At 45.5% G+C, this 19,885-nt stretch carries 17 protein-coding genes; 14 read left to right on the top strand and 3 right to left on the bottom strand.

The genetic code is table 11. The annotated features are described in order from the left end of the window. The first annotated feature begins 139 nt into the window (after positions 1–139). From R2S67_RS09115 to purF, 7 genes are all read left to right on the top strand, one after another. Complete coding sequence (locus tag R2S67_RS09115; RefSeq protein ID WP_317343410.1) at positions 140–4,513, top strand: FimV/HubP family polar landmark protein; 4,374 nt, start codon at positions 140–142, stop codon at positions 4,511–4,513. Positions 4,514–4,651: 138 nt separating this feature from the next. Beyond that, positions 4,652–5,446, top strand: coding sequence for a tRNA pseudouridine(38-40) synthase TruA (gene truA / locus R2S67_RS09110; RefSeq protein ID WP_047010110.1), 795 nt, complete (start codon positions 4,652–4,654; stop codon positions 5,444–5,446). A gap of 197 nt (positions 5,447–5,643) precedes the next feature. Continuing rightward, positions 5,644–6,570, top strand: coding sequence for an acetyl-CoA carboxylase, carboxyltransferase subunit beta (gene accD, locus R2S67_RS09105; RefSeq protein WP_317343407.1), 927 nt, complete (start codon positions 5,644–5,646; stop codon positions 6,568–6,570). Positions 6,571–6,616: 46 nt separating this feature from the next. Beyond that, the gene (folC, locus tag R2S67_RS09100) at positions 6,617–7,879 is read left to right on the top strand and encodes a bifunctional tetrahydrofolate synthase/dihydrofolate synthase (protein ID WP_317343406.1); all 1,263 of its coding nucleotides are present in this window, start codon (positions 6,617–6,619) and stop codon (positions 7,877–7,879) included. 14 nt (positions 7,880–7,893) lie between these two features. Beyond that, positions 7,894–8,487, top strand: coding sequence for an SPOR domain-containing protein (locus R2S67_RS09095; protein ID WP_005397207.1), 594 nt, complete (start codon positions 7,894–7,896; stop codon positions 8,485–8,487). A 61-nt stretch (positions 8,488–8,548) separates the two neighbouring features. Continuing rightward, positions 8,549–9,040: a CvpA family protein gene (locus R2S67_RS09090; protein WP_005380590.1), complete on the top strand. Its 492-nt coding sequence runs from the start codon at positions 8,549–8,551 to the stop codon at positions 9,038–9,040. 36 nt (positions 9,041–9,076) lie between these two features. Further along, positions 9,077–10,591 (top strand): amidophosphoribosyltransferase, encoded by a 1,515-nt coding sequence (purF, locus tag R2S67_RS09085; RefSeq protein ID WP_005397209.1) that lies wholly within the window; start codon positions 9,077–9,079, stop codon positions 10,589–10,591. A 66-nt stretch (positions 10,592–10,657) separates the two neighbouring features. On the opposite strand, the gene R2S67_RS09080 is transcribed toward purF, so the two are convergent. Next, positions 10,658–11,533 carry a LysR family transcriptional regulator gene (locus R2S67_RS09080; protein ID WP_005397211.1) on the bottom strand — a complete coding sequence of 292 codons (876 nt, stop codon included), beginning with the start codon at positions 11,531–11,533 and terminating at the stop codon, positions 10,658–10,660. A gap of 288 nt (positions 11,534–11,821) precedes the next feature. Between R2S67_RS09080 and R2S67_RS09075 the strand changes: the two genes are divergently transcribed. The 7 genes from R2S67_RS09075 to recR all read left to right on the top strand — a co-directional run bounded on the left by R2S67_RS09075 (position 11,822) and on the right by recR (position 17,568). Next, positions 11,822–12,928 (top strand): response regulator, encoded by a 1,107-nt coding sequence (locus R2S67_RS09075; protein ID WP_317343404.1) that lies wholly within the window; start codon positions 11,822–11,824, stop codon positions 12,926–12,928. 224 nt (positions 12,929–13,152) lie between these two features. Beyond that, positions 13,153–13,284 carry a hypothetical protein gene (locus R2S67_RS09070; protein WP_005380608.1) on the top strand — a complete coding sequence of 44 codons (132 nt, stop codon included), beginning with the start codon at positions 13,153–13,155 and terminating at the stop codon, positions 13,282–13,284. A 33-nt stretch (positions 13,285–13,317) separates the two neighbouring features. Next, positions 13,318–13,704, top strand: a complete 387-nt coding sequence (locus tag R2S67_RS09065; protein WP_371131105.1) for a YbaN family protein — start codon at positions 13,318–13,320, stop codon at positions 13,702–13,704. Between the two features lie 162 nt (positions 13,705–13,866). Continuing rightward, positions 13,867–14,412 carry an adenine phosphoribosyltransferase gene (gene apt / locus R2S67_RS09060; RefSeq protein ID WP_317343396.1) on the top strand — a complete coding sequence of 182 codons (546 nt, stop codon included), beginning with the start codon at positions 13,867–13,869 and terminating at the stop codon, positions 14,410–14,412. Positions 14,413–14,420: 8 nt separating this feature from the next. Beyond that, a complete protein-coding gene (gene dnaX / locus R2S67_RS09055; protein ID WP_317343395.1) occupies positions 14,421–16,526 on the top strand; it encodes a DNA polymerase III subunit gamma/tau in 2,106 nt (701 codons plus the stop codon). Positions 16,527–16,608: 82 nt separating this feature from the next. Further along, a complete protein-coding gene (locus tag R2S67_RS09050) occupies positions 16,609–16,938 on the top strand; it encodes a YbaB/EbfC family nucleoid-associated protein (RefSeq protein ID WP_005380618.1) in 330 nt (109 codons plus the stop codon). Between the two features lie 30 nt (positions 16,939–16,968). Further along, the gene (gene recR / locus R2S67_RS09045; protein WP_031780610.1) at positions 16,969–17,568 is read left to right on the top strand and encodes a recombination mediator RecR; all 600 of its coding nucleotides are present in this window, start codon (positions 16,969–16,971) and stop codon (positions 17,566–17,568) included. 51 nt (positions 17,569–17,619) lie between these two features. On the opposite strand, the gene aqpZ is transcribed toward recR, so the two are convergent. After that, a complete protein-coding gene (gene aqpZ / locus R2S67_RS09040) occupies positions 17,620–18,318 on the bottom strand; it encodes an aquaporin Z (RefSeq protein WP_317343391.1) in 699 nt (232 codons plus the stop codon). A 206-nt stretch (positions 18,319–18,524) separates the two neighbouring features. Then, the gene (locus tag R2S67_RS09035; RefSeq protein WP_317343442.1) at positions 18,525–19,784 is read right to left on the bottom strand and encodes an aromatic amino acid transport family protein; all 1,260 of its coding nucleotides are present in this window, start codon (positions 19,782–19,784) and stop codon (positions 18,525–18,527) included. Between the last annotated feature and the right edge of the window lie 101 nt (positions 19,785–19,885).

Raw genomic sequence — 19,885 nt, 5'->3', positions numbered from 1 at the left:
ACAAAATAGTGTGAGATTAGTACGAATATGGCGAGAGCCACACATTTTTTATTCTCAACGCTATAGTTTTGCATGTGATATCCGATATATTTAACCGATCACCATTTCAAATTGTATTTAGCACAAAACTGAGCCTTCTATGCGTCAAAATTATAAGCGTTTGTTAGCAGCCCTTGTGTTGATGAGCGCGACTCAGACATCATCAGTGGTTCAAGCCGAAGGAATTCGTCTTGTTGGACCGTCTGGTGAAGTGCAATCATCTCCGAGCTATGCTGAAGATATTGAGCGAGCATTACCTGCTCCTCCTGCAAATACTCAGCCGTCACGTTTCTTTGGTCCGACTGGTGAAAATCAAACACTATGGTCGATCGCTTCAGAATTACGACCTTCACGCGGTGTTACCGTTCAACAAACGCTTCTTGCCATTTATCGAATTAACCCTCAAGCGTTTGAGAACCAAAACATTCATGAGTTGATCCCAGGGAGTCGACTACGAGTACCGTCTCTAGAGCAAGTGCAAAGCGCGACTACAGAGCAAGCTGTTGCGATTATGAAGGCGCACGAGGCTAAGTTAAAACAGCCGAAGCCGACAAATAGAGCCACGCCAGCGCAACGCGTCACCGAGCAACCAAAGCCACAAATAAAAGTAGAACCCAAGCCTGTTGCTCCTAAATCAGAAACCACTGTAGCTGCGGAACCAAAACCGGTTCAAAAAACAATACCAGTTATTCCTGCGCCACCTGTGAACACCTCTCCGCAGGGTGAAAAGCAGGTCAGTGCGTTAAAAGACAAACTTCAAGGCTCACAAAGTGAATTAGAGTCATTGGAAGAGAAGAACCATCGTCTTCGCTTAATGTTGTCAGAAGTGCAAAGCGAAGTTGAAACCTTGAAAAATGAGCTGAATGACGAAGAACGCATTCGCTCGGAAGTCGAGAAACTGCTTGCTGAAGAGCGCCAGCGCCTTGCTGAGCAACAACGCATGCAGCCAAGTACGATTGACAAGATTTTGTCTAATGGTTGGCTTGTCGGCTTAGCGGCGCTTATTCCAGGTGCATTGCTGGCACTATTGGTTGTGATGTTGCTTGGTCGCCGTTCTAAAAACAAAGAGGAAGAGCCTGCTGCGCAATCGCCGCAGGAAACCGATCCATTAGCTGCGCCAATTGGTTTAGCGGCGACGGACGAGCTGGATGAAGAACTCACACTTGATGATGAGTTGTTCGCAGATGAAGATATTAATACTCAGGCTACACAAGAAGAGAAGCCAGATTTAGAAGAAGACGTCTTTGCCAACCTTGACGATGAAGAACTGGATTTCAACTTAGAAGGGGACGATGACCCATTTGCGGGTATCGGTGATGACGGCGACCTGGATGTTGGTCTGGATGAGTTTGAGTCATCGAACAATGGTATCCAAGTTAACGGCGAAGAAAAAGCGCTTGGTTTAGAAGAGATGGAGCGAGCCTTAGATGAGGTTGCTCCAGAACTAGAAGTGCTCGATGACGATGAGGCTGGCTTCGATCTTTCAGATGATACGAACGAGAAAGCAGACTCGCTTTCAGAAGACGCATTTGCGGAACTACTTGCAGCAGATGAACCGTCAGAAGAGTTACCAAGTGACACTGTCGATCAGGATATGCTTGATGACTTGTTTGCGGAACTTGGCAATGACGACTTCGACCTAGATACCGATGAACCTGAACTAAAACAGCCCGTATCGGATGATGATTTTAGCGCAGGAGAGGCATCTGATGACGATATCGATAAGCTATTAGCTCAATACGAGCAGCCTGTTACTGAGTCGACAGAAGTTGAAGGTGACGCCAGCGAAGACGCCGTTCTAGATGAAAACAGTACGGACTTACTCGATGAACTGATCGATTTTGACGAAGATGAAACAGACGACGAGTTTGACCCACTGAATGAGCTAGAAGCACTCTCTGGTTTTGAAGGTGATGACTCGATTGAAGAGTTAGATGCAGATAGCACAGATTTACTGGATGAACTCATTGATGACGTCACATCCGAACTTGATGAAGAGACAGGAACTGAGACTGAGTTAGATCCGTTTGATGATCTGATTCGAGAGGACGAAAGCCCTGCACAGAATAAATCGGAAGAGGAAGAGTTACTCGCTTCACTTGGTTTTGGCGAACCAGACGGCGACGAAAAACCATCTTCAATAGCCGAGTCAGAGCCCGCTCATGAAGAGCCGGAAATTGAGTCTGGTTTGGACATCGACGCTTTATTAAGTGACAGTCAACCAGACCCACAACAAACAGCGCCAGAGCAACCATTAACCGAGCCAGAAACTGCTTCAGAGCCATTTAGCAGCGATGAGTTTCTGGGTGATTTAGAGGACCTCTCACCAGAGAACGATCCTTTAATGAGCGAGCTAGACGACTTGTTTGAGTCAGACAGTGAAGAGCTTCAGCCTACAGAGCAAGAAAAAGCGGACTTTTCTGCTGAACTGGATGCACTATTTGATACTGAAGGTGATTTAGCGCAACAACAAGTTGAAGAGCCGCAAGCTGAGATAGAGGAATCTTCGCCACAACAAGAAGAGGATGCCAATTCTAAGTCAACGCAAGATGCATCAGTAGAGCCTGATGCTAAAGTGCCGCCTCAAGTTGAGACAGAAGAAGACGCTCCAGCGTTCACTCCGACACCAAATACAGTAGAAAATGAATTTGGTGTTCCACAAGAAGAAGATTGGCTACTGGATGAGCCTGAACTAGAAAGTGAAACTCAACCAGAACAAGAACAAAACTCGGGTAACAAAAGTGAGCCAGAAAGTTCAGAACTAGCATCAGAAACTGATTCGGCCACCAATGCAGAAGAAGAGTTCAATTTTGATGAACTCGAACTACCAGAGTTCAGTGAAGAAGATGCACTGGCATCCATGGCCGACGAACCTGCGTTTGATGAACCAGAGCCTGTCGAGCCTGAGCGCTCTGAAGTTGAGTTGGCGACTGAAGCAGAAGATGAATTCAATTTTGATGAACTCGAACTACCAGAGTTCAGCGAAGAAGACGCACTGGCGTCCATGGCAGGCGAACCTACGTTAGATGAATCAGAGTCTATCGAGCCTGAGCGCTCTGAAGCTGAGTCTGCTACTGAAGCAGAAGAGTTCGATTTCGATGAACTCGAACTGCCAGAGTTTAGTGAAGAGGATGCATTGGCGTCCATGGCGGGCGAACCTGCGTTTGATGACCCAGAGTCTATCGAGCCTGAGAGCTCTGAAGCTGAGTCGGCTACTGAAGCAGAAGAAGAGTTCGATTTCGATGAACTCGAACTGCCAGAGTTCAGTGAAGAGGATGCATTGGCTTCCATGGCCGGCGAACCTGCGTTTGATGACCCAGAATCTATCGAGCCTGAGCGCTCTGAAGTTGAGTCGGCGACTGAAGCAGAAGAAGAGTTCGATTTCGATGAACTCGATCTACCAGAGTTCAGCGAAGAGGACGCATTGGCGTCTATGGCGGGCGAACCTACGTTAGATGAACCAGAATTTATCGAGCCTGAGCGCTCTGAAGCTGAGTCTGCTACTGAAGCAGAAGAGTTCGATTTTGATGAACTCGAACTGCCAGAATTCAGTGAAGAAGACGCATTGGCGTCTATGGAAGAAGAGCCAGAATTACCGAGTTCTGAAACCGTAGATATAGAACCAATCTCCGGTGAGGGTGAAGAGCTAAGTTTTGACGACCAAGATCTTCCTGAGTTCAATGAGGAAGATGTTCTCGCATCAATGAATGAGAGTGCGCCAGAGACTCCTAATGTTGAAGCTGAGACATCGAGACCAAGTCTTCAAGCCGATAACGATCATGATGCTTTGTTTGAAGTCTTTGCGCAGCAAAACGGTTTTGATACTGAACCAGAAGTGCAGCTAACGGCGACAGAGGGTGAGCCGCTAAGTGACTTAGATGATGAATCTTCAATGGCTAACCTTCTTGCTGAAGACGCAAGTTCAGAGGTATTTGAAGGTCAGTTAGACAGTGACACCATCGCAAGCGCAGGTATGGATTTTGAAACCATGCTTGATGTTGGAGATGATTGGGATGGCTTTAAACCAACTGCCGATAGCGTAAGTTCTGCGGACGAAGTGCCCGAGGACCAGCGTGATGTCTGGAATTCAAGTGATGCACTAAGTCAGCCAGAGATCGCGCAAGAAAACTGGGCAGAGCAAAGCAACTTGGATGACTTCGACCCGAAGAAAAATCAATTTATGACGATTGATGAATTGATGGCTCAGGTCGATAAAGAAGGTGGTGAGTTCGAAGAGGAAGATCTGAAGCTTGATGTCGGATTGAACGAGTTTCCAGATGTTATCGGTGAGATCGGCGATGTTGACGTAGATAGCAACGCTGAAGCTGCTGGAAAACTGGACCTTGCTAAAATCTATCTCGAGATGAACGATTCTCAAGGGGCGATAAAATTACTAGAAGAGGCGATTGTTTACGGTGAAGATGATATTCGCCGCGAAGCAAAGAGCCTGATTGATGCCATTAATGGCCGATAAATCGAAAAGGGTAGCGTTGGCTACCCTTTTTGTGTCTCGCTAGTATGATGCTACCTCTACGTCATCCTTGTTGAAACTGGCAACTTGAGGTGACTTGAGTATATACTTCCCGCCCCATTTTAGAGTTCGAAGGTTAAGATGAGAATCGCATTAGGTATCGAGTACAACGGTACAAACTACTTTGGTTGGCAGCGCCAAAGAGAAGTGAAAAGTGTCCAAGAAGAGCTAGAGAAAGCATTGTCCGTTGTTGCTAATCACCCAGTTGAAGTGCAGTGTGCTGGTCGGACAGACGCTGGCGTGCATGGCACAGGACAAGTTGTGCACTTTGATACCAACGTTACTCGAAAAATGGTAGCTTGGACTATGGGCGCAAACGCGAACATGCCGAGTGATATAGCGGTTCGTTGGGCTAAGGAAGTCCCAGATGATTTCCATGCACGATTCTCAGCGACAGCGCGCCGTTATCGCTACATTATTTTCAATCATGCTTTACGACCTGGTATCTTAAACTCTGGTGTGAGCCACTATCATGGTGAGCTCGACGAGAAAAAAATGCATGAGGCAGGGCAGTATCTGCTTGGTGAAAATGATTTTACGTCGTTTCGTGCGGCGCATTGTCAGTCTCGTAGCCCATTTCGAAACTTGATGCATCTGAACGTTACGCGCCATGGGAACTATGTGGTTATTGATATTAAAGCTAATGCGTTCGTGCATCATATGGTTCGTAACATCACGGGTAGCTTGATAAAGGTTGGACGTGGTGAAGAGAGCCCTGAATGGATCAAATGGTTGCTAGAGGCTAAAGATCGCAAACTAGCGGGTGCGACAGCGAAAGCGGAAGGTCTGTACCTGGTAGATGTAGACTATCCAGAAGAATTTGGGTTACCTGAAGTGCCGATCGGTCCACTGTTTTTGCCAGATAATTTGAACTAATTTTACAAACTTATTTCAAAATATCGGTAGTGTTTACATTGAACGTGAGCGGAAAACATACGCTATTTATGATATCAAAAATAGGTACAACCAGTTTTTTATCTACAGTAGCTGCAAGATATGGTTTAATCCGTCGGTATTATGTCGAATTTATATCTTTCGCAATGAAGCGGAAGAGTTGAGAGAAAAGGTCTTCCATGAGTTGGCTTGAAAAGATTTTAGAGAAAAGCAACCTAGTAAGTTCACGCAAAGCTTCTATCCCAGAAGGTGTGTGGACTAAATGTACCTCTTGTGAACAGGTTTTATACCATGCTGAACTAGAGCGTAACCTAGAAGTTTGTCCAAAGTGTAACCATCACATGCGCATGAAAGCGCGTCGTCGTTTGGAAACGTTTTTAGATGAAGGCAATCGAGTTGAATTAGGTACCGAACTTGAGCCACAGGATAAACTGAAATTTAAAGATTCTAAGCGATACAAAGAGCGTATCTCTGCAGCACAAAAAAACAGCGGAGAGAAAGATGCGCTAGTTGTGATGCAAGGTGAACTGCTTGGTCTACCCCTTGTGGCGTGTGCGTTTGAATTCTCCTTTATGGGCGGTTCAATGGGTTCAGTTGTTGGTGCTCGCTTCGTTAAAGCGGTGGATGCAGCAATTGAAAACAATTGTGCACTTGTTTGTTTCTCAGCAAGTGGTGGCGCTCGTATGCAAGAGGCATTGATGTCTCTTATGCAAATGGCAAAAACCAGTGCTGCGCTTGAGCGTCTATCAGAAAAAGGTCTGCCGTTTATTTCGGTTCTAACTGACCCTACAATGGGTGGTGTATCAGCAAGTTTGGCTATGTTGGGTGATATCAACATCGGTGAACCTAAGGCGCTGATTGGCTTTGCTGGTCGTCGTGTTATCGAGCAAACAGTACGTGAAGATCTTCCTGAAGGTTTCCAGCGTAGTGAGTTCCTGCTTGATCACGGTGCGATTGATATGATCGTTGACCGTCGTGAAATGCGTCAGCGTGTGGGTGGTCTAGTCGCTAAGATGACTAACCACAAGTCTCCTTTGGTGGTTTCGGTTAACGAATCTCCAAATGAAGAGCCATATTCTGTACCAGAAGCGGACGAAAAAGGGTAAAGTATCAACTAACATAAAAACCAAAGAATTTAATGGTTAAAGTTAGATGACCCAAAACCCAATTCCTCAAGCCACATCTTCATTAGAGATGTGGCTTGATTATTTAGCAAATATTCATTCCTCAGCAATTGATCTAGGCTTAGACCGTGTCCAAGCGGTAGCAAACAAAGCTAATCTTACCAAACCAGCTCCAACCGTAATCACCGTTGCCGGAACCAATGGCAAAGGTTCAACGTGTGCGTTAATGGAAGCTATTTTACTCGATGCTGGCTATTCAGTCGGTGTTTACAGCTCTCCGCACCTGATTCGTTACAACGAGCGTGTACGCATTAATGGCGTCGACGTTGTAGATGCAAAGCACTGTGAAGCATTCGACTATGTAGAAAAGCAGCGTGGTGATATCAGCCTTAGCCTCTTTGAATTCGGTACGCTTGCTGCGCTACGTATTTTCCAAGCAGAGAAAGTCGACGTTGTGTTGCTTGAAGTAGGACTTGGCGGCCGTCTAGACGCCACCAACGTTGTTGACCATGATGTTTCTGTTATTACGAGCTTAGCGATCGATCATGTGGATTGGCTTGGTGATGACATCAATGTCATTGGTTTTGAAAAGGCAGGCATTTACCGTCCAGGGAAGCCAGCAATTTGTGGTCAACCAACGCCACCGGCGACCGTGGCAGCTCATGCTGACGATATTGGCTCTGAGTTCTTCCAAGTTGGTATTCAGTATGATTACCAACTAACTAATAATGGTTGGAAGTGGAGCAGTGGCGCATTTGCGTTAGAGGATTTACCTGTCCCATCGTTACCGCTACAAAACGCGACAACAGCATTGATGGCGTTGGGAGCATCGGAATTGCAAATCACTGACATAAACATTGTCAATGGCTTGAATAATGCTCGCCTGGCAGGGCGTATGCAGATATTGCATCATGAGCCGGAGATAATCCTTGATGTCGCGCACAACCCGCACTCTGCTGAGTATTTGGTAGAGAAAGTGAAGCACCAATATTTGGGTAAGAATATCCATATTGTAGTCGCGATGCTGCATGACAAAGACATTAAAGCAACCATTGAAGCGCTAACTCCAATTGCAACACAATGGTATCCAGCGTCGCTAACCGGACCGAGAGCGGCGACTGCTGGAGAGTTGTGCCAATACTTACCCGATGGGCAAGTTCATTTTGAAAACCCTGTTGACGCCTTTGAGAATGCAAGAAGCCACGCAAAGCAAGAAGACGTCATTCTGGTGGTTGGTTCATTCCATACTGTCGGAGAGGTATTGGAACATTGGCAATCAAAGAATAAATAAGCAAAGGTATTTTGATGGCAAGTAAATTCCAAAGTCGTTTAGTCGGCACCATCATTCTAGTCGCAGTCGGAGTGATTGTTCTTCCCGATGTGCTAGATGGTAAGAAACTGCACTACAAAGAAGAATTTGCCAGTATTCCTATCAAACCTGAACTTGATAGTGATGTGGAAAACTTCGAAATATTAGAGCCAGTGGAAGACGACATAGCGTTACCGGACTCTCCAGTTGAAGCGGTGGTGCAGGAGCAAGAGGGCGCCCAAGTGGCTGCTTCTGAGCCTGACCCAACGCCGACGCCTAAACCAGAGGTCATCAAACAGCCAGAGCAAGTTGAGGTGGCCACTCGTCCTGTGCAAGAAAAAAACCAATATGAAGATTCTGCTTGGATCATTCAGTTGATGGCGCTTAAGAATCACGAAAATGCGGTCGCGCTTGTCGCTGATTTGCAAAAGCGTGGCTATCAAGCTCATACAAAGAAAGAAAACGAGTTTACGAGAGTGATTGTTGGCCCTGATGTGTCAAAAAGTAAACTTGAACGACAAGTCAAGGAATTACAAAAAATTACAGGCTCAAAAGGTCAATTGCTTAAATTTAAGCCATTAAATCCATAAGAAAACGTTTGCGTCAGCATTTTTTCTGTTAAAATGCGCGCCAACTTAAGATGAAGAAAACATGAATTGGATAGATTTTATCATTTTAGGTGTGATCGGATTTTCAGCTCTGATCAGTTTAGTTCGCGGTTTTGCTAAAGAAGCTTTGTCTTTGGTGATTTGGTTTGGAGCGTTTTTTATCTCCAGCAACTACTACGCCAAATTGGCGGTGTACTTCACCAACATCGAAGATGACATGTTTCGTAACGGAGCGGCGATTGCGGCTTTATTTGTCGCGACCTTGGTAGTTGGTGCAGTGGTGAATTACGTCATTGGTCAACTGGTACAAAAAACAGGGCTATCAGGTACGGACCGAATTCTTGGGATTGTATTTGGTGGTCTACGCGGAGTCTTAATTGTTTCTGCGGTGCTGTTTTTTATGGATGCGTTTACTGCATTCCCAAGCTCGGATTGGTGGAAAGATTCACAGTTGATCCCTGAGTTCAGCCGTATCATCGCCCCATTCTTCGAGCATTTACAAGCAACATCAAGTTTTCTGTCTGGCACTATCTAGTAGTGCCAGCTACTGTCGCAAATCGAGGATTAGGACATGTGTGGTATTGTTGGAATCGTGGGCACAACGCCTGTAAACCAGTCTATTTATGACGCGTTAACGGTGTTACAGCATCGTGGCCAAGATGCCGCTGGTATTTGTACCATAGAAAGCAATCGTTTTCGTCTGCGCAAGGCGAACGGTTTAGTCAAGGATGTATTTGAAGCAAGACATATGCAGCGCCTGCAAGGCGAGGTCGGAATTGGTCATGTTCGTTACCCAACAGCAGGCAGTTCAAGCGCTTCAGAAGCTCAACCTTTCTACGTAAACTCTCCTTTCGGTATTACACTTGCCCACAATGGCAACTTGACCAACGCTAACGAAGTTCGTCAAAAGCTGTTTGAAAAAGATCGCCGTCATATCAATACCACTTCAGACTCCGAAGTATTACTAAATGTACTGGCACACGAAATTGACTCAGTAAAAGGAAATGTCACGACAGAAGACGTATTCCGCGCAGTCACCAATGTGCATCGCACAATTCGTGGTGCTTACGCTGTGACTGCCATGATCATTGGTCATGGTATGATTGCGTTTCGTGACCCACACGGTATTCGCCCGCTGTGTTTAGGTAAGCGTGAAGTTAATGGCAGAGCGGAGTACATGGTTGCGTCTGAATCGGTAGCATTGGATGCCGTCGGTTTTGATTTTGTCCGTGATGTTGCACCTGGTGAGGCAATCTACGCAACGTTTGATGGTGAACTGTACACGAAGCAGTGTGCAGATAATCCTAAGCTGAACCCTTGTATTTTCGAGTTCGTGTACTTTGCTCGTCCAGACTCGTTCATCGATAAAATTTCGGTATACAGTGCTCGCGTTGAAATGGGTAAAAAGCTAGGCGAACGTATTCGTGAAGACTACGCAAATCTTGATATTGATGTCGTTATTCCTATCCCTGAAACATCGTGCGACATCGCACTTCAAATCGCTCAAGCGATCGATATCCCTTACCGCCAAGGCTTCGTGAAAAACCGTTACGTGGGGCGTACGTTTATCATGCCTGGTCAGCAACAACGTAAGAAATCTGTACGTCGCAAGTTGAATGCAATTCGTTCGGAGTTCAAAGATAAGAATGTGTTGCTGGTGGATGACTCTATCGTTCGTGGTACTACGTCAGAACAAATCATCGAAATGGCACGTGATTCTGGTGCGAAGAAAGTGTACATGGTATCAGCAGCACCAGAAGTTCGATTCCCGAACGTGTACGGCATTGATATGCCAAGTGCTACCGAGCTTATTGCTCATGGCCGTGACAACGATACAATTTGTAAGCAGATTGGTGCTGATGCATTGATTTATCAACGTCTAGAAGACTTGGTTGAGGCAGTCGGTCTTGGAAACCAAGATATTACTCAGTTCGATACATCCGTGTTTAACGGCGAATACGTAACGGGTGATATTGACCAACAATACCTAGACTTCTTAGATGGTCTTCGTAACGATGATGCGAAAACACAACTTGAAATCCAACAGGATTTAGCAAACCTAGAGCTGCATAACGAAGGCGCATAATAGGCGTTTCCTTGAGGCGTAAAAAAACCAGAGCTCCGGCTCTGGTTTTTTGTATTCGCTATCGAATTAGTGAATGTTGTAAGCGATCACAAAGTCGATAAAGAGACGAACTTTCTCTGGCAGGTGATCTTTGTGGTTGTAAAGCATATAAATGTCGCGCGGGTTTGCACTCCAATCTGGCAGTATGCGTACCAAATCGCCGCTTTCGATGTATTCTTTGATCATGACATCTGGCATTAGCGTGATGCCTAAACCTTCGGAACAAGCACTGCGTACTACATTTAGTGCATTCGCCTGAAAGCGACCACGATCAACGTTTACTACAGACTCGCCTTTGCTATTAATTAAGGTCCATTTGATAAGAGGGTAGCCTTTTAGCAATGAATGGTTAGAGAGCTCTTCTGCGTGGTTTGGTGCCGGATTCGAGGCAAGGTAGTCAGGACTTGCGACAAGAATATCCTTCACTTCGCCAATCTTGCGTGCGATCAGGCTAGAATCACGTTGGGGCCCCACTCGAAAAATGACATCCCATTCAGTAGGGTCAAGCTTGTCTGCATTATTTTCTGTCGTTAGTTCGATATTGATGTCCGGATACTGCTTCATAAAGCTGTTGAACATCGGCATCATCATGCGCTTAGTTAAGTTATAAGGCGCCGATATCTTAATCTTGCCTGATGCTCCTCGGCAGTCGTCAGTGATTTCCTCTGCTGCCGTGGTTAGCCTTTGTAGCAAAGGGGAGCACTCATGGTAAAAACGTTCCCCGGCTTCTGTAAGCGAGAGTTTGCGAGCGTGACGGTTCAATAGTCGAAGATTGACAGAGTCTTCTAGCGCTTGAATGCGTCGGGTGATGGTCGCAACCGGGATCATGGTTTTTCGCGAAGTTGCGGTGTAGCTCCCATTTTCGACAACCAGTCGAAACAGGTTTAAGTCATCTAATTTCATATTTCCAGACACATTAAATTACCGATTACGGCTAATTTATAATTAACTTTGTGATCAAAGCTTGCTTTAAGTCAACATGTTGCATCATTTGAACACAGCAACCCTGTTTGAGTAAATACTGTTATACCCCGTAATATTTGTATAAACGCCGTTTTCAAGCTACGTTTTATAACAAGGCGGAACGGCCTCAAGTCTTGCTGCGCAACGTTTCGCCGGATGTAAACACAACAAAAATAATGACTTAATAATAAATCTGTTTTTTGACTTAGCTTTGTGAGGTGTAAAGGTATGTTTAAGACTCACAGTCAAACGGCAATGGTCTCGGCACAGGAAGTGGTTAATCAAAAACTAATTATGTTGGTAGATGATGATCCAATATTTCGTAAAGTAACCAATGCTTATTTAGAAAGTCAGGGTTTTAAAGTAGTAGAAGCTGAAAACGGCCTAGAGGCGCTTCAACAACTCAGGGAATGCCAACCCGATCTTATCTTGTGTGATTTATCGATGCCGGTATTAGATGGCATTGAATTCGTCGAAGAAGTCAGTCTTGAATATCCATACTTGCCGCTTATCGTGGTATCCGGCACGGATGAAATGTCCGATGTCGCGAAAGCGTTGCGATTTGGTATTAAAGATTTTCTTCCTAAACCGATAGGTAATTATGAGCACCTATCTCAGGCGATAGACAATACGCTCGAAGATACCGATAGCCATTTCTCAGAACAGCGAGACTTTTCAAGTCAGTGGTTCCGAGTCGATGACGGTGGCGAAATCCCAGATGAGCAAGAGCTTCACTGGCATCTAGAGTATTTGCAGCAGAACCCGAGTGCTGCAAGAGATTTACTGCATGCTCTATTGCCAGAGAAAGATGCTTCTCAAGGTGATTGGCGCTGCTCATACCGTTTATTGCAATCGACGGACGTTATGCCACTGGTGTTTGATTATCGTTGGTTAATGAACGGGCAATTTGCGTTCTATCTCGTTGACTCTGCTTCCCAGAGTAATGATGGTGTCGCGACGACATTGCTTGTTAGGGCTTTGTTTGACGATTACCTGCGTAATTTGAAGAGTTTCAGTGCTGATCTGAAGGATATGGTAGGGATCATTGAAAAAGGAATCGAGTGTTCAGAGTGCGCTGGTGCGGTTAATGCTGTATTTGGTGTCGCCGATCTGGCTTCGTCCTCCGTTTCTATCCTGCCTGCGGGTTTAGATAGTCATTGGTCTGACGGAAATACTAATCAACATATCGCGGCAGGTAACTGTTTAGGGGCAGGAAGTATGAAAAACTTCATAACCCGAGATTTACCGCTAGTTGTTGCTGGTCAGTTATCCATTGGTTGTTTAGGTTCTTCAAGTTTTAGCTTAAATATTGCCCGGAAATCACGACTGGTATAATTCTGACTTCATAACACAATAAGCAGCGTCTTGGCGCTGCTTATTGTCTTTTTAGAACCACAAAAAACAACAAATGCTCGAACAATAACCTTACTTTTTGCTGGTGTTTAGATTTGGCTGTTTAAGGTATAGTCAACGCCTAAAACAATAATGACCCATTTGTGCAACGATAATTTAACGCTGTGCCTTGGGAGAAGCAAAGTCAACTAGTGAGAAGATACATCATGGCAGACAAAGATTTTAAAGAGCCTTATAATATTTTTTACTTTTTAGGTTTCATTGCAGTACTTTTAATTCCAACACTACCTGCAACGCTAACCTGGCTTCGTGTAATGAATGGTTACGCAGGCTTTTAATCTAGCTATTTTGTACCGGAGTTCACCATTCGTATTAAGCGTTACTTTTTCAATACCGTTGGTGGACTCTGTATTGTGCTCGGCATTGCCGGCATAGCCCTTCCGCTTTTACCCACCACTCCTTTCATTCTACTTGCTAGTGCATGTTTTATGCGTGGTAGCCCCGCATTTCATCATTGGCTACATAACCACAAAACGTTTGGACCGATTCTCGATAATTGGCATAAGCACCGGGCTGTTACTTCAAAAGTAAAACAGCGTGGCGCCATTTTTATTGCACTTAGTTTCATGGTTTCAATCGTTGTTGTTCCCCTTGTTTGGGTGAAAATTGGTCTTTTAGTGATGCTAATCGTTTTACTGGGCTGGTTTATGCGTCTGCCTGTGATTGAGTTGGTTGCTGACAGAGAAGAAAATCACTAAGATTGTAGAGAATAGTGTGCCCGCTCTTCGAGTGGGCGTTTGTATTTTCAGCGCCTGTGACTGTTACGAAAATAAGCACATAGTGGTGAAAACCTATTGTTCGTTGCCCTCGTGATACTGCGATTAGAGAGGGCGATGAGCCAATCTAAGTAAATCGGTATTATGACTACAGAAACAATTTCACTGATCAAATCTAGCATCAAAAGCATCCAAGACTACCCAAAGCCAGGCATTCTATTTCGTGATGTGACGAGCCTTCTTGAAGACGCAAAAGCATACCAAGCGACGATCAACATTCTTGTTGAACGTTACAAAGATATGGGCTTTACCAAGGTTGTGGGTACGGAAGCTCGTGGCTTTTTATTTGGTGCGCCTTTAGCGCTTGAGCTAGGTGTTGGTTTTGTACCAGTGCGTAAACCAGGCAAGCTACCACGTCCTACTGTTGCTCAATCTTATGAGCTTGAATACGGCGTTGATACACTAGAAATCCATACAGATGCCATCGTTGAAGGCGACAAAGTACTGGTTGTCGACGATTTATTGGCAACGGGCGGTACTATTGAAGCGACGACTAAGCTGATTCGCCAACTGGGTGGTGAAGTTGAGCACGCTGCGTTCGTTATCAACCTACCAGAAATCGGTGGCGATAAACGTTTAGAAGCACTAGGTCTAAACGTGTACAGCATTTGCGATTTTGAAGGACATTAATACATTCAATGAGTTATTTAGCTTTAGCGCGAAAATGGCGTCCTAATCAGTTTGACCAAGTTGTCGGACAAAAACATGTCCTGACGGCGTTGGAAAATGCACTGGCGCAAAACCGTTTACACCATGCTTATCTGTTCAGCGGGACTCGTGGTGTGGGTAAAACGAGTATCGGTAGGTTGTTTGCCAAAGGCTTGAACTGCGAAACCGGTATTACCGCGACACCTTGTGGTAAGTGCGATACTTGTCGTGAAATTGATGAAGGTCGCTTTGTCGATCTTCTTGAAATCGATGCGGCATCACGTACTAAAGTTGAAGACACTCGCGAACTGTTAGACAACGTTCAATACAAACCTGCTCGTGGACGTTTTAAAGTGTACCTCATCGATGAGGTACACATGCTATCGCGTCACTCTTTCAATGCGTTGTTGAAAACCCTGGAAGAGCCGCCAGAGTATGTGAAGTTCTTACTCGCGACAACCGATCCACAAAAGCTGCCTGTTACTATATTGTCGCGTTGTCTACAGTTCCATCTCAAACCGATCAGCGTTGATGATATTCATCAGCAACTTGACTACATTTTGGGTCAAGAGCAAGTATCGGCAGAACCAAAAGCACTGGGTATGATTTCACATGCTGCAGATGGCAGTATGCGTGATGCTCTCAGCTTGACCGATCAAGCAATTGCTTTAGGTAACGGTGCGGTGCAAACTGATATTGTCAGCCACATGTTGGGGACGATTGATACCGACCAAGCGATTCACTTACTGGAGTCAATCAGCAGCAAGCAACCTCAACAAGCCATGGATAAAATCCAGCAATTAGCAGCAAATGGTGTTGAGTGGGATGGTTTGTTGCAGCAAGTCGCAACACAGCTTCATCGAATTGCGATGTATCAAGCGCTGCCAGCGTCGCTAGACCGAGCGCAGCCAGATGCAGAAAAAATCGAGTTGTTGAGTAAAGCACTAAGTCCGCAAGACGTTCAGCTTTACTACCAAATTGCATTGAAAGGTCGTGAAGATTTGACTCTCTCGCCAAATGGGCGAGTCGGTCTGGAAATGATTGTGCTGCGTATGATGGCGTTCCGCCCATCAAATAACAGTGGGGCAAATGTTGTTTCTAGTAACTGCGAACCAGCTTCAGCCCCAGTTCAAAGTGCCAGTCAACCAAAGACTGCACCAGCTCAGACAGTAGCTGCTCCTCGAGCTCAGCAGCCGAGTCCAGCACAAAGCTCACCACAAGTTGCGCCTCAACCTTCATCCAATTCACAACCTGAATATCACGCGAGTGGATATGAGACGGTTCCGCCACAGTATGATATGGCGCCGCCGATGAGCGAAAACCCTGCACCGCAGCATGAAACGCCACCTCAACAAGTGCAAGAGAGCGTTTCAACACCGGCGCGCGGTGGTCTAAGCGGTTTACGTCACCAATTACGCTCTCAGCGTCAAGGCCTACAACAGAACACTCCTCAAAATGGTGGCTCAAAAAAGCCTAAAGCGGCATCTGCACAACCAGAATCGGTTATCGACCGAGTAGCGCAATTGCATGGCAATTCCGCGCAGGTGTCGCCAAACTCAGCTCCGAAGTCGACGGAGCCACAAGTTGAGGAAGCGTATCGCTGGCGTCCAAGCAAGCCTGTTGAGACAAAAGTGAATACAAAACTGACACCTACGCAGCTCAAGCAGGCACTTGAGCATGAGAAAACGCCTGAAATGGCACAAAAGCTCATCGATGAATCGTTAGAACATAATGAATGGGCGAAGCTAATCAGCTTAATGGAGATCCCTAAGCTGGTAGAGCAACTTGCGCTAAACTCTCATTATAGTAAGGAAGGAACAACCGTTTCGTTACTATTGAGAAGCAGCCAAGCTCATTTGAATACTGATAGAGCTCAAGCCGAATTGCTTAAAGCACTTAATACCGTGTTAGGTGAAGAGTGCCACATGAGCATCGAAATAGGGGAGAGTGGAGAAACACCACTTGAACTTAGAGATAGGCTCTATCAAGAGAAATTACAGCAAGCTCTGAATAGTTTAGAAAACGATCCAAATGTTCAATTTATTGAATGTCGTTTTGCTGCAGAGCTTGATAAAGATAGTGTGCGCCCTATCTAATAATCGAATGGAATGGGGTTGAAAACCCAAAGGTATAACCCCATTAATTGATGCAACACCTCATTAAACCAGAGAGATAAACATGTTTGGTAAAGGCGGTATGGGCAACCTAATGAAGCAAGCCCAGCAAATGCAAGATCGCATGCAAAAGCTTCAAGAAGAAATCGCGAATATGGAAGTAACTGGCGAGTCTGGTGCTGGCCTAGTTAAAGTTACTATCACTGGTAGTCACAGCGTACGTCGTGTTGACATCGATGAAAGTTTGATGGAAGACGACAAAGAAATGCTTGAAGATTTGATCGCTGCGGCGTTCAACGATGCGGCCCGTCGTGTTGAAGAAACTCAAAAAGAGAAAATGGCTTCTGTAACTGGCGGTATGCAACTACCACCAGGTATGAAAATGCCATTCTAATCTGCTGATATTTAATTAAGCGGACTTTTAATGCGTACCAGTCATATGCTGGAGCAATTGATGGAGGCCTTACGTTGTCTACCTGGGGTTGGCCCCAAGTCGGCGCAGCGTATGGCCTTTCATTTGTTACAGCGCGATAGAAAAGGCGGTTTGCAACTTGCAGATGCGCTTAGCCAGGCAATGACAGAAATCGGTCATTGTACTGAGTGTCGAACCTTCACCGAAGAAGAAGTCTGTCATATTTGTACTAACCCAAAACGCCAAGAAAATGGTCAAATTTGTGTGGTAGAAAGCCCGGCAGACATTGCTGCAGTCGAAGCAACGGGCCAGTATTCTGGTCGATACTTTGTTCTTATGGGACATTTGTCACCACTAGACGGTATTGGTCCAAGTGATATTGGACTGGATGTGCTTGATTACCGCTTACGTCGCGGTGATATAGCCGAAGTGATTTTGGCAACAAACCCGACGGTTGAAGGCGAAGCCACTGCACATTACATCGCAGAGCTATGTAAAGAACACCAAGTTGATGCCAGCCGCATCGCGCATGGTGTGCCTGTCGGTGGAGAACTTGAGCTTGTTGATGGCACGACGTTGTCACACTCGCTGTTAGGTCGACACAGAATTTAATAAAAAGCCGCTGAATTCAGCGGCTTTTTTGATCTTGTGAGTTGGGAACGATTAATCGTTCGATTCTTTACTAAGAAGGTTTTTGTAGATAACTGCACCAAGTACGCCACCCAAAATAGGCGCAACCCAGAACAGCCATAATTGAGAAACTGCCCAGTCACCCACATACATTGCGACTGCTGTACTACGAGCCGGGTTTACTGAGGTGTTTGTCACAGGAATGCTGATCAGGTGAATAAGAGTCAGACACAAACCAATCGCAATAGGTGCAAAACCTTGAGGTGCACGTTTGTCTGTCGCCCCCATGATCACGATAAGGAACATCATCGTCATCACGACTTCAGAAACTAGCGCAGCAAGCATGGAGTACTGACCCGGCGAGTGTTCACCATAACCGTTGGCGGCAAAGCCAGAACCCACAACATCAAATCCAGCTTGTCCTGTCGCGATGACATAAAGAATGCCACCAGCGATCAGCCCGCCGATCACTTGTGCGATGATGTAAGGCGCAACGTCTTTTGTATCAAAACGACCGCCAGCCCAAAGGCCAACCGTCACAGCAGGGTTCAAATGGCAACCTGAAATATGACCGATTGCAAATGCCATGGTTAAAACGGTTAAACCAAAGGCCAGAGCGACACCCAGCAGACCAATACCCACGTCTGGGAAACCTGCAGCCAACACTGCGCTACCGCAGCCGCCCAATACTAGCCAGAACGTACCAAAAGCCTCTGCCAAATACTTGTTCATGTTATTTCCTAATTTCTACTTAAATGACCCGCTGAACATAGTCGAGAATTGTCAATTAAGTGTGAGGGAGATCGCGTAAAGACTGCAAATAGGACGGTATGTGGCAAGAGTTCTCAAGGATGAGAGAAAAGCAGGGAGAGGAGAGGTTGAATCTTAAGGTTGCCTTGGTCATCACTACCTGAGTAACAGCCAAGGCAAAGTAGGTTTTAGCTAAATGCGACGAAAGGTGATACGCACAACAAAATACCAGTCGCAATAATCAAGTAAAGCGACGCGCCTTTGTATTTGTGTAAAGAAGGCACTTGGTAGACAAGGTAAGCTGGAATCAAACAGCCAATCAAACCAAAGATAGGGCTACATACTGATGTGAAGCTCAGAACTGGTAGATTCAATACAATTGCACCCCACGCCATGAGAATCGCAAAGAGAATGATTCCCTTGGTGACTAAGTCTTTATTGATCTTATCTTCAGGCATGACCTTTTTTAGAGCCAGCATCGCTAGACCTTGGCAAGAATCGCGGAAACCTAAGTACACGCCAAAAAACGCAGTCATTACTGAGAAAATATTCAGCATCAAACTCATTAGTTTTAGCGTCGTGCCGTCCATGCCTTGCGCAACCATCGCAAGAGCAGAGATGTTCTCTTCTGCTGCTTTAACCGCTTGTTCATGTGACATCGCAAGCGTAAAGGAAATCGCGTAGAAGAAGACCGTCACAAACAAGATACCGAAAGCAGTTTTCATTGCGCGCATGGCTTTAAAGCGAGCAACCTCAATCGATTTTTCTTTTGATCGGTATGAGATCACCATTGGGCTCAAGCTTTGAATGAAGAGAATAGACGTCAGAGTAAACGGCAGTAGTTCAATTGCATCTTTCAAACCAGCGCCTGTTTCTGGAATTGCACCGACATTCGCTACATCCCATTTTTCGATCATCATGACGCCAAGTAATGCAACGGTACAAAGTTTAATCAGTACAAGACCAGTACTGACCTTAAACAAAATCTTTTCACCACGAGATGCAATAGCGACCAGCGCGCACACTAAAGCCAGACCATATAGCGGGTTTTCAGACAATAAACCTTCCGTGATGCCAAAACTATGTAGGAAAGATGCCGAGTCATTGTTGATAGCTGTTGAGTAAACAAAGACCCAAATCACCAACATGATGAAGTAGAGCACACCTAATAACGCCCCCCATTTGTTACCAAGGTAACCGGAAATGACGCCAGCGTAATCTTGGCACTTTGGTGAACTTGAGAGAGTGTTGATGAAAAGGCGTTGGAACAAGTACATCGCTGGGTAGCCGATCACGGCAGAGGCCAAGAATACCCAAAGGCCCAGTACGCCTACTTTTACTGGTAAAAAGACAATACCGGCACCGATTGCCATGCCGATACTCATGATCACCCATCCCCAGTCTGTGCTATCAAACTTGATCGCGGCTTTCCACTCGTCTAGGGCCATGCCTGCTTTTACGTGCGGTGGCTCTTTACCGATGGGTAAGGTTTGTGTAGGTGCTGTCACGCTCATTTTATTGTTTCTCTTGTTAGTATGAATTTTTCTCA

The organism is Vibrio sp. T13N, from assembly GCF_032970445.1.
In the GTDB taxonomy this organism is placed as follows: Bacteria; Pseudomonadota; Gammaproteobacteria; order Enterobacterales; family Vibrionaceae; genus Vibrio; species Vibrio diabolicus.
The sequence above is the reverse complement of the archived record's forward strand: the minus strand, read 5'-3'. Positions and strand labels throughout refer to the sequence as shown.